We start from the raw sequence: 13,926 nt of genomic DNA, 5'->3' as shown, positions 1-13,926 counted from the left end.
AATGCTGATATCAATTTTGACGGAACAGTCGATGCAAAAGACATGTCTTCTGTTACTTATTACTATAAGAGGAAAAATCCAACTGTGGCGAATTCGCCTGAACCAAAGTTGGAGTATAACGGTATGACGTTAGATAGCATATTGAGGGACCTAGGAATTAAAAAATAAGTAAGAAGTCTGGCTTAAATGTCGTTGTTCAACGGTCTTTTGAGTCAGACTCTTTAATTAGATGAATGTAGTATAGAATCTATATATCTGAATTAGTTATAGAGCTACCAATAGAAACAAAAGTTTAAGGAAGTAATTGATAGTTCTTATTAAACTAAGCCAGCTAATAGTAGTATTTTAATTGGCTCTAACTAGCATAAATTGAAACAAAAAAGGGTGTATCCTGCACATCTAAATGGGATTTTTGAAAAATGGCCGACAAAAACCCCAGTCATATCAAAGGGTATATCCTAAACAAGTAAACCAATACAACCGACACTCTACTTTAATCCCCTCATATAAAAACAATAACGATGAAAAATTCCGCTACTACATCCTAAAACAAAGATCAGATGTACTCCATTCAATGAAGAGCTTCTTTAAACAGGAGCATGAGAAGGCATCGAAATAGTCGCCTGTCAATAAGTTTTAATGAGTACGATCTAATAGTGAATGAAAAACAGAAAAGCCCCTTATAGGGTTTTTCTGTTTTTTTGTTATAAATCATTATACTTGTTCAGCAATGATTGTGGATTTTGCTACTCTTTCTGGCTTTGTTAAGAAAATAACTGCAATGACGATACATATACCGCCTAGTAATTGGTAAACTCCGAAAGATTCCTTTAGCCACGTAATAGAAACAATAGTTGCTACAAGTGGTTCAATGCTAGATAAAATACTAGTCTCTGTTGCTGATAAATACTTTAGACTACCGATGTAGAGTAGAAAAGAAAGTGTACCAATTATAATAATTAAAATCAGTATCGAGAATGTTGACAACGTAAAGGTTTGTGAATATTGCTTCCATTCAAAAGAGTGATTGTAAATAAATAATGCAATACCTCCGATTAACATACCCCAGCCAATAATAAGAGTCGTTCCCCATTGTTGAATGAGGGAAGTAGGATGAAGTGTGTAGAAGGTAAAACCAATAGCTGTTAACAGTCCGAATAAGATAGTTTGCTTAGACATGACAATATTATGAGCTGATCCATTTGTAATTATAAAGTATGTGCCGATTAGTGCAGAGATAATTGCTAGTGCTTGCAAAGTAGAAGGCAGTTTTTTATTTTGTATTGCGACATAAATAGTAATTAGAACTGGCCCTAAAAATTGGAATAGTGTAGCTGTGACAGCGTTGCTAATATGCACCGTTTCAATAAAAGCATATTGTGCGCCAAGCATTCCAAGAATAGAGAAAATGATCAGTTGAAATAGTTGACGTGGTTGTTGCCAAATACGAAATATATTTTGTTTTTTTGTAAGTAAGAAACATAAAATAAAAACCCCCGCAAGTAAGAGGCGAATGACTAAATAGTCGATAGATGAGAGTCTCGTACGTTGAAAAAACCACTGAATTAATGGACCGGATAATCCCCATAAAGTAGCTCCTGTAAGAATCATAAATAGTCCAAGTCGTCTGCTGTTTTGCATGATCATGATGCTCCTTTCAAAGATTGATTTTATTCAATTTACATGATAAAAATTATTATATATAACATCTGGTACTGCTAGAAGTGTCAGAAATGCAATTTTATAAGGGGTCAGATTTTATGTTAGAGTTAACACCAAATTTGAATATTGAGTCAAAAATCCCGTTGTATGTACAGTTATATGGGTATATAAAAGAAGAAATAAGAAGCGGAAATATCCCTCCTATGACGAAGCTTCCTGCAAAAAGAAAGTTAGCAGTGCATTTAGAAGTGAGTAAAAATACAGTCGAATCAGCATATGACCAACTTTTGGCAGAAGGGTATATTGAATCAGTTTCACGAATGGGTTATTTTGTATGTGAAATTGAGCAAATGTTGCTTACAGAGAAAAAAAGAGAATCCGTTAAGGAAGTATTATACAGAGAACAGTTATATAAATATGATTTTACACAAACGGGTGTAGATCCAAAGACCTTTCCATTCGCTGTTTATCGGAAAATTTCAAATGAAGTATGGCAGCTAGAAAATAAGGACCTGCTATTTCTTGGACATCCTCAAGGTGAATCCAATTTGCGTGAAGAGATTGCGAACTATTTATATGAATCAAGAGGTGTTAGCTGTTCTGCGAGTCAAATTGTAATTGGTGCCGGAACACAATTTTTAATAAGAATCTTGTTTCAGTTGTTAAAGGGAAAGGATTTTGCAGTTGAAAATCCAGGATATCATCGAAAGTTGGTTGTTTTTGAAAAGGGTGAAGAAAATGTTCAAATGATTCCACTTGATGAGGATGGGATCTGTATTGCAGCTTTAGAAGCTAGCAATGCGAATGTTATGTTCGTTACCCCGTCTCATCAATTTCCGTGTGGAATGATTTTGCCAATTAAAAAGAGAATACAACTATTGCAATGGGCACAAGAGGAGTATGGACGTTATATTATTGAAGATGATTACGACAGTGAATTTCGTTACTCTGGAAAACCGATTCCAGCATTGCAGGGGCTTGATACAGAGGGAAACGTAATTTACATGGGAACATTTTCAAAAGCTTTACTCCCGTCATTACGAATGAGTTATATGGTGTTGCCAAAACAACTAATTAAATTGTATCATTCACAATATTTATTCTTCACACAAACTGTTTCGAGAATTGACCAAGAAATCATTAGAAGATTTTTAAACGAAGGACATTGGGAAAAACATATTCATAAAATGCGAGTTGTTTACAGAACAAAGAGAGATGTTCTTGTTTCGGCGATCGAAAGATACTTTTCTAATAAAGTGGAAGTGATCGGAGAAGATTCTGGCTTACATATTTTATTAAAAGTTCACAATGGAATGTTAGAAGAAGAGCTTATAAAAAGGGCGGCTGAAAATAGTATTAAAGTATATCCAGTCTCAATGTATTATAGCGAAGGGAATAATCCAAAAAATACAGTTTTACTTGGATTTGCTATTTTATCAGAGGATGAGATTGAAGAGGCTATTCGATTGTTATATAAATCATGGTTCAAAAAATAGAGTTGAAAATGTAACTAGAAGAGCCTGGAGAGGGTTTTTCTGGTTCATCTTGTTAAAGGTAAAGGATAATAAGAGCTTAATTAAAAATTCTCTTGAACGAAAGCTTTTGAAAGTGGATAAAATATTCTATTTTCCAATAGATGGTTGCCGATTATTTGTTATTTTAGAAATGACACAAAATGTTCAATAATAATGTGAAATTATTCACAAAGTATATTGTACAATAAATTCGTAAACATCACACACTAGATTCTTTAAAACAACTGGAGGGATATAAATGTTTATTAATTTGTTACGTAATAATAAAATCGCTGCTGGTGTCTTAACTATTCTTCGTATATACGTCGGATACGAGTTTATCAGTGCGGGTTGGCAAAAATTATCAAGTGGTGGATTCGATGCGTCAGGTTTCCTTGCTTTTGCTGTAAAAAGTGCAACAGGCGATCATCCAGCCGTTCAAAGTTGGTGGGCAGACTTTTTAACAAACTTCGCCATCCCACATGTGGACTTATTTAATTTCTTAGTACCTGTTGGTGAATTTGCTATTGGTCTTGGTTTAATTATTGGCTGTTTTACAAAAACAGCAACATTCTTTGCACTTATGATGAACTTCTCATTTATGTTTAGCGGTACAACAAGCATTAACCCACAATTAGTTTTACTAAGCATTTTCATTATTGTTGCCGGATCAAATGCTGGTCGCTTTGGTTTAGATTATTTTATTAAAAAATTTGTTCCAAAAATGGGAGAAATAAAGGAAAAAGGTCACGTTGAAAAAAGAGTAGCTTAAGTTTTAAAAGAGAACGAATTTTGGTTAATAGATAAGTAAAGTAAATAAAGTGATATTTAAATTTATATAAATTTTAGGATAGAAATGTAGAAGTGAAAATCTACTATTTCTATCCTTTTTTTGTACTAAGAACCTTTTTATAAGAATCATGCTAATAAAGGTATGCATTAAACAGTAAGTAAGTTTAGACATCATTGTCGCAAATGAATTTATTGAAATTATCCAAATATAACCTCTTAAGAATCTTTATGATATTTAGTTTATTTGAAAATAAATATGTTACAATATTGTGTACAAAATTGTAAAAATAAAACTTTTAAACTTAATATATTTTTTATATTTACATAAAAAAGAAAAAAGGTGAGGGACAGATGAGATATCATTTTGTGATGTTACAAATAACAGTTGCTGCAGGTGTACTAACTACTTTATTAAACAAGTTGGAAGAATATAATCTAATGATCATGACTGCATTTGTGTACGTTTCAGTCGTAATCATTAGTTTATGGATGAACGAAAATCAAAAGAAATTAAAGCATTTAGATGAAAGTGAAAATCAAAACAGATAATTTAAGTGATAGACTCTTCTATCACTTTTTCTATTTTATAGTTACATATGAAAGCGGGTAATTGTGTAGTGGAGCGGAGGACTAAGATAAAAGAGATATGAAAAAGAGAAGGGAGTAGGGCTTCTACGACTTTCTCTTTTTGATCTCACTCCTGTACATGCTCCTGGAGAAATACAATCATCTGTTTCAATGCATCTTGAACGATTGGGAGATGGAATTCCTTTTCGAATACATGTTCTCCGTTTGGAATTGTAATGAATTTTGTTTTCACACCTTTTTTTAAAAGAGCAGCTCTCATAAATACAGATTGTTCAAACGGAACATCTGTGTCTTTCGTTCCGTGTAAAAATAAAGTGGGCGGGTAATCTTTTGTAATGTGATGAATCGGACAAAATGTAAGAAGCTGATCTTTATTTTTTATTGGATCAAGTGCAGTTAATTTTTGAACCCATACTCCATGCTGTCTTGCGTGTAAATAAATTAAAAAACGCTTCTCAATCATTCCTTCTGTAATGACCTGTGTAGACTGAAGCATTTCAGCAATTTCATTTGGAACTTTGTCCTTCTGCGAATAATAAGGGCTTGGATTTGTAGCCCAACTCGCACTAATATCGCCATAGCCGTAGAAGGATACGATTGCACGTGGCTTATGTTTAAATGTTCCAGAACATAGAGCAAGAAAACCGCCAGCAGAACCTCCTACTATCACGATTTTATTTGGATCAATCGAAAAATATTTGGGTCCTTCAGTTTCGATCCAACGAAGTGCATCTTGAACATCTTCAAGGATGTCTGGTAGTTTAGATTCAGGAGCAAGCCTATAATCGATCGAAAACAATGAAAATCCGTTGCTCGTGTAAAACTGTATCATTTCATTTGTAATATCTTCTCTTGTTCCCCAGATGAGACCACCTCCATGGATATAAATAATCACAGGAGCATGTTCACGATTTGTTTCATAAAAGTCTGCCTGAAGAGAAAAGCGATCATTTTTTTTGTAAATAACTGTTTTTTTCATTCGTTCACGTCCAATAGTAGAGATAAAATTAGTTAGATTTCATTGTTGATGTGTGGAAGATTTTTTTGTAAAAGTCGGAAAATTTTTAATGCTATCTGGATTTGTAGTAAATCCTCTGCATTCTTTAAATCTGTATTTAATATTTCTTTGATTTTTTCAATTCGATAGATGAGAGTGTTTCTGTGTAAAAACATTCCTTTTGCTGTTTCACTTAAATTTTGGTTGTGATTGAAATAGTTCTCTAGTGTTTGTATATAGCCTGTTTCGTGAAGTTGATCATGTTCATATACTTTTCCGAGAGATTTCATGAAAAAGTTTTCTAACTGCATATCTTTAATATTTGAATCTAGAAGATGATAGACCGCATAATCTTCAAAATGAGATATTCCTTCTTTTTTATCAAATTTCTGCATCAGTCTAATGGCTTCATGGGCTTCAGAAAAACTTTTATGAATTGAACTAATCGTTTTAAACTGGCGGCCTATTCCAATTAAAAAAGTCGTTTTATTAATGTTTTTAGTAAGAACTTCGAGAATTGTATTAGCATTTAGTTTTGCTTCATTTAAGGATATAGAAGCTTTGTTGTCACTTTGTCCGATCAAAATAATGAGTCGGTTGTTTCTATGCAAGCATGTAATTTCTCCATCTATTTGACTCGCACACTCATAAACTATGTCTACGCATTTTCTTGCTTTATTTTCTAGTTTATATCTCCAATCAACCATGTCTTCAATGTTTGTAAGTTCATCTGATTCGATATTAATAACCATACAGTAGTACATATAATTTGGATTCAGGCCATGTAAGTCACAAAGCGTTTTAATCGATTCTTTAGATGTTATTTTTCCATTTAATAAATCATCAAAAAAATCATTTCTAATTTTTTGTTTCACACTTTCTATTTCCCTCTGTTTTATCATCTCAAGCGCTATGATCGTAGAGGCCTGTTCTAGTGCAATATAATCAAATTCCGATAATTCATTTACGGTTTGCCAAACAACGATATATCCAAAAATATCGTTTGCAACCCCAATGGGCAGGATTCTACACTTAACTTCTAAATCTTCCAAATAATAGATCCGTTTTATTAGCTTTTTCATTTGGCTAATGCTGTGTGGAATCGAATCGATGAATTCTTTATGGAACACTTGTCTACCTTTTACAAGATTTAGACAATAGGCTAAATAGGTTGGATTATCTTTGTGTTCTGAGAAGTGAATCAAATCCCAATGATCGTCTACAATCAGAATGGGATTATTAACGGTTTCAGATACCGTAGAAGATATTCGTTCAATTCCTCCTCCTTCTAATGCAATTCTAAAGAGCGTATTATGCATGTCCAACGTTTTTCTATTCAGTAAATCATATCTTCCGGATGCCTTTTCATTAATAATTGATATGACATTTGATAATGTGTATTCGAATGGTAGCTCTAAAAGAGGTAAACCATACTTATTTGCTTGATCAATCATATTTTGGGGAATTTGATCAAAGTATCGTTTCATTTTAATAATGAGACCGGAACAATTTATTTCTGAAAGCTCTTTAATAATTTTATTTTGTAAATCTACCTGACCTTTAAAAATATAACCAGTTGATAGAAGTAATTCATTTGACGACAACCAGTCAAACGCATCGGGGTTTTCCATGATATTAACAAGAGAAATAACGTTATTAATCCCCTTTTCTCCTCCAACAAGTTTAATTCCATCAATCGCTTTTATTTCTAATAAATCCTTAATTGTTAGCAAAATTTCTCAACTCCTTTGACATAATTTAATCATATATATTTGTGCAATATGCCTAAATGACATCCTTGATTTTTGGTTTTTGTAAACGATGACGTAATAAGGTATTCATTCTAAAATAATCACGTAAGGTTAGCTAATCGTCAATTATTTTGTAGAAAATCTTCGTTTTTATTACAAAGAATAGTAGGTTTTAGACTAATAAATATTTTTATAATAGCTTATTTTGTAACAATCTAACAAATTTTATCATAGGCAAGCTGCATATGAGTTTTCAGGAAATTAAGAGTGGATGTACTGGATAGAAAATTGCATTTCTTCCAGATTGATGAGGTGACTCGAATGGTATTTGCAAAATCTGGTGATGTTGATTTTATCCAAAAAATAAAAAATTCGAACTTGAGTGGTTTTGTTCACAGTATATTTCATCGGACAATCAATTTTCAATGTTTAGAAGATGGTGAACTGTACACAGTCGCCTGCAATGAAATAGATAACGGGCCGAATACACTTGTGATCGATGTCGATTGTTTTGACAGGATGGATCTAAAAATAATCGACGCGGTTTATGTAGATAATCAAATTCTACACATAGCGAATAAATTATCCATTCAGATTGTGAATGTTGAACTATGGGAGAGCAAACTCCCTTTATTACCTAATAATATCGAACGTTTGAAAGATCATCTCGCATTCATGAAGAACTACATCGACCTTCATGGAAAAAGCGGTGGAATAAAGAATGCCTCTATATTTCAGACCTCTTTTGAAAAGGAAATGTCGAAACTACTTCAAGAAAGAACGGGTTTACTATTGAATGATTTAGTAAACAACCGGATGACTAGTGCCTTACAGCATGCAGAATCACTAATAGGTCTTGGTTCTGGATTAACTCCATCTGGTGATGATTTTCTAGTTGGAATATTAACCATTTTGAACACGAATTCAGGATTTACCAATAAATCATTTTGTGAAGAAGTGGTTAAGAAAGCGAAAAGCTTAACAAATGAAATAAGCTATATGGCGATAAAAAAGGCATCAATTGGCAAAGTGAGAGAGTCACTTATTCAATTAATTCATTCCTTAATAAATGGGACAGAAGAGGACTTGATTCTCTCCTTAAACAAAGTATTAAACATCGGGTCTTCATCCGGAACAGATATAGCCTTAGGACTTGTCTGTGGGTTGGAAGCGAAAATTAAAGCTGGAGGTAGATTATGACTGTACAAGTTGTGGTAAAGCCAAATACATTTTTTGATTCAGTTTCTTTAATGTCTTTATCAACGAAAGCGAACCAAATTGAAGGCATAGAACAAGCGATCATTGCAATGGGTACTGAAATGAATAAAGGAGTAATTAAAAATGTAGGTTTGAACACTCCTGAGATTGAAGAAGCAAAAAACAGTGATTTGATTATTGCTGTTAAAGCAGAAACTGATGAACTTATTGAAAACGCTTTCGTAGAAATTGATGAATTATTAACTAAAAAGAATAACTCTAAAAGTAAAAGCGAGATTATTTATTCAACGATTACTTCAGCTGCTACGAGTATACCCGAAGCAAATCTAGCAGTTATTTCGGTTAATGGTGCATTTGCTGCAAGAGAAGCAAGAAAAGCACTTGAAAATGATCTTCATGTCATGCTATTTAGCGATAATGTAAGCGTTGAAGAAGAAGTCGAATTGAAAAAGCTTGCTCATGAAAAAGGATTATTAATGATGGGTCCAGATTGTGGAACAGCGATTATTAGTAACGTAGGGTTAGCATTCGCTAATGGAGTAAGAAAAGGAAACATCGGAATCGTCGGTGCATCTGGAACTGGTAGTCAAGAGGTTAGTGTTCGTATCCATGATTTCGGTGGTGGAATAACTCAGTTAATCGGAACTGGTGGCCGTGATTTAAGTGAAGAAGTTGGCGGAATTATGATGTTAGATGCGATTAAAGCGTTAGATGATGATGAGGCTACTAAAGTAATTGTTCTTGTTTCTAAGCCACCTGCACCAAGTGTAGAAGAGAAAGTGTTAGGCCAAATTAAACAATGCAAAAAACCAGTTGTCGTTTGGTTCATTGGTGGAGATGAAGCGAAGGTAGTTCAGGCTGGAGGATATTTTGCAAAAATGTCAAAAGAAGCTGCGCTTAAGGCAGTTCTATTAGCGGGAGCTGATGAAAGCAAAATTAATAAACGTGCTTTAAATATTCCTCTAATCGAAGAAGTTCGTGCTAAATTAACACCGGAACAAAAATATATTCGTGGACTATTTTGTGGCGGTACATTATGTGACGAAGCCATGTATGCAGCACTTGATAAGTTTGACAATGTTTATAGTAACATCCAGAAAAATCCTGATTACCTTTTAAAAGACATTAATGTTAGTCAGGAGCATACTTTCATTGACTTAGGTGATGATGACTTTACACAAGGAAAACCTCATCCAATGATCGATCCATCTACTCGAATCGCTAGATTTTTACAAGAAGCGAAGGATCCGTCAGTTGGTGTGATCGTTATGGACTTTGTTTTAGGCTATGGTTCACACGAAGATCCAGTTGGTGTAATGCTTCCAGCTATTATCGAAGCGAAGGAATTGGCTGAAAAAGAAGGCCGTCACTTAGAGATTATTGGATATGTTCTTGGAACAGACTTAGACCCTCAAAACTTTGAAGATCAAGTGAACAAATTATTAGCTGTAGGTGTTACACATGCTAGCAGTAGTACGAACGCAGGACTATTAGCTAGAGAATTTGTAGTGAAAGGAGAATAGTCATGAATAAAATTAACGAACTTTTTAATAGTAAAATTTCTGCTATTAACGTGGGGATTGAATTTTTTAAAGATGATATTTTAAAGCAAAATGCAAGTGCAACTCATTTAGAATGGACGCCACCAGGTGGAGGAAATCCTGAATTAATTGCAGCTCTAGATAAGTTAGAAGATCCAAGCGTAATGGAAAAAATTGAAGCAGCAAATAAATTAGCTGTAGAACGAATTATTAATTCCCAACCAGTACTAATTGGCTTCGACCAAGCAATCAATTGCGTGCCAGGTATGACTAAACATACAATCCTTCACTCAGGTCCACCGATTACTTGGGAAAAAATGAGCGGCCCAATGAAAGGTGCGGTTACAGGAGCAATTGTGTATGAAGGCTTAGCAAATAGTTTAGAGGAAGCTTACGAGATTGCGGCTTCTGGAGCAATTACTTTCTCACCATGTCATGAACACAATTGTGTAGGTTCTATGGCTGGGGTAACTTCAGCTTCTATGTTCATGCACATTGTTGAGAATAAAACTTACGGCAATATTGCTTATACAAACTTAAGTGAACAGATGGCAAAAATTCTTAGAATGGGTGCAAATGATCAAAGTGTTGTTGATCGTTTAATCTGGATGCGTGATGTATTTGGTCCTATTTTAAGAGATGCGATGAAATTAAATAAGAATGGAATTGATTTACGTTTAATGCTTGCACAAGCTCTTCACATGGGTGATGAGTGTCACAATCGAAACAATGCAGGTACAGCTCTGTTAATTCAAGCATTAACTCCATTTATTTTGGAAACAGATTTTACAACTGAACAAAAGCGTGAAGTATTTGATTTCGTAGCTAGCAGTGATTATTTCTCTGGTCCAACATGGATGGCGCTTTGTAAATGTGCACTTGATGCTGCTCATGGTATTGAAAATAGTACGATTGTTACAACGATGGCTCGTAATGGTGTAGAATTCGGTATTCGTGTAAGTGGTATGGCAGGAAACACTTGGTTTACCGGACCAGCACAAAAGGTTGTAGGACCAATGTTTGCTGGATACAAACCAGAAGATTCAGGATTGGATATTGGAGATAGTGCAATTACTGAAACATACGGCATTGGTGGATTTGCAATGGCAACAGCTCCAGCGATTGTTGCACTTGTAGGTGGAACGGTTGATGAGGCAATTGGTTTTTCTACAAAAATGAAAGAAATCACAACAGATGAAAATCCAAATGTCACGATTCCTTTATTGGATTTCATGGGTATTTCAACAGGTATTGATGTAAGAAAAGTAATTCAAACAGGTATCATGCCAGTTATCAATACAGCTATTGCACATAAAGAAGCTGGTATTGGCATGATCGGTGCGGGTATCACTTATCCACCAGTTGAAGCGTTTGAAAAGGCCTTATTAACTTTAAGTGAAAACATCTTATCGTAACACTTTACTCGGATAATTCAGAAATACGTGCTTTGAATTATTCGAATCTAGTACTCTAAACCACTTTTAAACTGTTGACATCGCCAGGGATTCCCCCCATATAGATTGTCACACTTAATCATCCTAAAAATTTTAAATGATTGCTTGGGGTCTGAATCGAAAGTCAGTGTCGGACCCCACAATTCATTCCTAGAAACAAAAAGATTTAACTACGCTTTTTTGAGGAAGGAAACCCAGGATTATTTAAATAAAGTGGCCAGCCATTTCATATAAGAAAACAACTGAAGGAGAGAAATGCTATGGAAAATCAATCCTTAAATTCAGAATTAATTCTCGCAAGTGAACGAGGAGATTTACCAACAGTAGAACTGCTTTTATCAAAAGGAGCAAGTGTTGAGTATAAAGATGCTGATGGTCGTACAGCTTTAATGGCGTCTACTCAAAAAAATCAAATTGCAATTGTAAAAAGTTTATTAGAAGCTGGCAGTGATGTTAACACAAGAGACATTACCCAATTAACTCCGTTTATCTGTTCGGGAGCAAATGGATTTCATGAAATATTAAGCATGATGTTAAAGTATGGGGCTGATTTAAACAGCGTGAATCGATTTGGTGGAACAGCTTTATTACCTTCTAGTGAAAAAGGATATTTAAAGACTGTACAAATTTGTTTAGAGGCCGGAGTTCCTGTTAATCATGCCAATAAGTTAGGCTGGTCGGCTTTACTTGAGGCAGTTATTTTGGGAAATGGAGGCCGGTTATACTCTGATGTAATTGAACTACTTGTTGATGCGGGTGCGGATGTAAACTTGGCAGACCGTGATGGAAAATCCTCTTTGCAACATGCAATTGAACTGAATCAGCATAAGGTTGTAAAAATACTTAATAAAGAGTATGTGGAACAAAATGAATCTATTAAAAAAGCAAAAGTACTTGCTAATGAAAATCGATACGAAGAAGCCATTTCTGAGATAAATAGCGCTCTTGAATTAGACAGTAAAAACTTAGATTTAATCTACTACAAAGGGCATTTTTTACAAGAATTAAAAAGATATGAAGAAGCTCTTGAGCAATACAATCATGCGCTAGCTGTTGATCCTACAAATCTTGATTTTTATTTTTACACTGCCAATTGCTTAAGATTAATGAATAGACCAGATGAAGCACTAGGTGAATATGATAAAGCTGTCTTACTTGATCCAAAGGAAACTTTCTATCTGTACCATAAATCAAATTATTTAAGAGAACTTGGAAGACATAAAGAAGCTGTACATGCCATGGAAAATCTTCTAGCTCTTCAGCCAAAAAGATATGATTTTTCGTTTCATAAAGCGAATAGTCTTAGATCGCTAGAAAGACATGAAGAAGCTGTAGAAGCAATTGAAAATGCTATTGAAAATGATCCAACTAATTCGTTATATCAGATGCATAAAGAGCAATCTCTAAATTTGTTAAGTATTAACGAGTTTAGACAACTAGGAGGTAAATAATGGGGAATTTAGTGATCGTTGCGATCGGAGGCAATGCTCTAGTTAGAGAAAACGGTCGCAACACAACTCAAGACCAATATGAAGCCGTACAAGAAACGGTTGTAAATATCGTAGACATGGTTCAAGAAGGATATGAAATTGTCATAACTCATGGTAATGGTCCACAAGTTGGATTTGCATTACAAAGATCTGAGATTGCTAGTGAAGTAGCAGGTATGCCGACAGTCCCTCTTGTTAACAACGTGGCAGATACACAAGGTGGTATTGGTTATCAAATACAACAAGCTTTAACAAACGAGTTTGCAAAAAGAGGGATAAACAAGAAAGTAGCGACTGTTATAACACAAGTTGAAGTTAGCGCTGATGATCCTAATTTCAAAAATCCTACGAAACCTGTTGGCTCATTCTTTTCACTAGAACAGTCTGAAGAAATGAAAAAAGATCACCCAAGTTGGGTTTTTGTGGAAGATTCTGGCCGTGGGTATCGACGAGTTGTTCCATCTCCAAGACCTACTGATATTGTTGAAAAAGAGGTAATCTATTCTTTAATTGAGGATGGTTACGTAGTAATTGCTGTAGGTGGCGGTGGAATTCCTGTCGTGAAAAAGGACGATAAAACGTACGAAGGAATTGACGCAGTTATCGATAAAGATTTTGCTACAAGTCTTTTAGCAGAGCAAATTCAAGCGGAGACATTAATTGTCACAACTGGCGTTCCAAGAGTATGTATCAATTTTGGTAAACCAAATCAAAAAGCACTTGAAAAAATTACTGTAGAAGAGACGAAACAGTACGTCCTTGAAAATCATTTTCCTCCAGGAAGTATGCTACCAAAAATTGAGGCTAGTTTAAGTTTCTTACAAAATAATGGAAAACGAGTAATTATAACGAATCCTGAAAGCTTAAAAGAAGCAATCAACGAGCAAGCAGGTACTCATATTGTAAATGCATAATATAA

Annotated in this window: 11 protein-coding genes and 1 pseudogene; 9 read left to right on the top strand and 3 right to left on the bottom strand. The window is 34.5% G+C overall.

Features of this window, described 5'->3' with window-relative positions:
* Positions 1-463 precede the first annotated feature (463 nt).
* A pseudogene (locus ACFCYN_RS21315) lies at positions 464-619 on the top strand (sporulation protein YhbH); the annotation flags it as partial.
* A 95-nt stretch (positions 620-714) separates the two neighbouring features.
* On the opposite strand, the gene ACFCYN_RS21310 reads toward ACFCYN_RS21315, so the two are convergent.
* Positions 715-1,641 (bottom strand): DMT family transporter, encoded by a 927-nt coding sequence (locus ACFCYN_RS21310; protein WP_375951614.1) that lies wholly within the window; start codon positions 1,639-1,641, stop codon positions 715-717.
* Between the two features lie 119 nt (positions 1,642-1,760).
* Between ACFCYN_RS21310 and pdxR the strand changes: the two genes are divergently transcribed.
* The 3 genes from pdxR to ACFCYN_RS21295 all read left to right on the top strand — a co-directional run bounded on the left by pdxR (position 1,761) and on the right by ACFCYN_RS21295 (position 4,517).
* Positions 1,761-3,158 carry a MocR-like pyridoxine biosynthesis transcription factor PdxR gene (pdxR, locus tag ACFCYN_RS21305; protein ID WP_375951612.1) on the top strand — a complete coding sequence of 466 codons (1,398 nt, stop codon included), beginning with the start codon at positions 1,761-1,763 and terminating at the stop codon, positions 3,156-3,158.
* 277 nt (positions 3,159-3,435) lie between these two features.
* Positions 3,436-3,948: a DoxX family protein gene (locus ACFCYN_RS21300; RefSeq protein WP_375951610.1), complete on the top strand. Its 513-nt coding sequence runs from the start codon at positions 3,436-3,438 to the stop codon at positions 3,946-3,948.
* Between the two features lie 371 nt (positions 3,949-4,319).
* Positions 4,320-4,517, top strand: coding sequence for a hypothetical protein (locus ACFCYN_RS21295; RefSeq protein ID WP_375951608.1), 198 nt, complete (start codon positions 4,320-4,322; stop codon positions 4,515-4,517).
* A 145-nt stretch (positions 4,518-4,662) separates the two neighbouring features.
* On the opposite strand, the gene ACFCYN_RS21290 is transcribed toward ACFCYN_RS21295, so the two are convergent.
* Together ACFCYN_RS21290 and ACFCYN_RS21285 are read right to left on the bottom strand one after the other, a co-directional pair.
* Entirely contained in the window at positions 4,663-5,535 is an 873-nt protein-coding gene (locus tag ACFCYN_RS21290) for an alpha/beta hydrolase (protein ID WP_375951606.1), read from the bottom strand.
* Positions 5,536-5,567: 32 nt separating this feature from the next.
* Positions 5,568-7,286: a PucR family transcriptional regulator gene (locus ACFCYN_RS21285; RefSeq protein WP_375951604.1), complete on the bottom strand. Its 1,719-nt coding sequence runs from the start codon at positions 7,284-7,286 to the stop codon at positions 5,568-5,570.
* 339 nt (positions 7,287-7,625) lie between these two features.
* Between ACFCYN_RS21285 and ACFCYN_RS21280 the strand changes: the two genes are divergently transcribed.
* From ACFCYN_RS21280 to arcC, 5 genes are all read left to right on the top strand, one after another.
* A complete protein-coding gene (locus tag ACFCYN_RS21280) occupies positions 7,626-8,504 on the top strand; it encodes an oxamate carbamoyltransferase subunit AllH family protein (protein ID WP_375951602.1) in 879 nt (292 codons plus the stop codon).
* Positions 8,501-10,045: an acyl-CoA synthetase FdrA gene (fdrA, locus tag ACFCYN_RS21275; RefSeq protein WP_375951600.1), complete on the top strand. Its 1,545-nt coding sequence runs from the start codon at positions 8,501-8,503 to the stop codon at positions 10,043-10,045. Before ACFCYN_RS21280 ends, fdrA begins: the two co-directional genes overlap by 4 nt.
* Before the next feature lie 2 nt (positions 10,046-10,047).
* On the top strand, positions 10,048-11,478 hold the full coding sequence (locus ACFCYN_RS21270; protein ID WP_375951598.1) for a YlbE family protein: 1,431 nt from the start codon (positions 10,048-10,050) through the stop codon (positions 11,476-11,478).
* A gap of 299 nt (positions 11,479-11,777) precedes the next feature.
* Entirely contained in the window at positions 11,778-12,968 is a 1,191-nt protein-coding gene (locus tag ACFCYN_RS21265; protein WP_375951596.1) for an ankyrin repeat domain-containing protein, read from the top strand.
* Complete coding sequence (gene arcC / locus ACFCYN_RS21260) at positions 12,968-13,921, top strand: carbamate kinase (protein WP_375951594.1); 954 nt, start codon at positions 12,968-12,970, stop codon at positions 13,919-13,921. The genes ACFCYN_RS21265 and arcC overlap by 1 nt, the downstream gene beginning before the upstream one ends.
* Positions 13,922-13,926 lie beyond the last annotated feature (5 nt).

Origin of the sequence: Gottfriedia sp. NPDC056225 (assembly GCF_042267765.1) — a bacterium.
Lineage (GTDB): Bacteria > Bacillota > Bacilli > Bacillales > Bacillaceae_G > Gottfriedia.
Note: the sequence above shows the minus strand (reverse complement) of the source record. Positions and strands in the feature narration are given on the sequence as shown.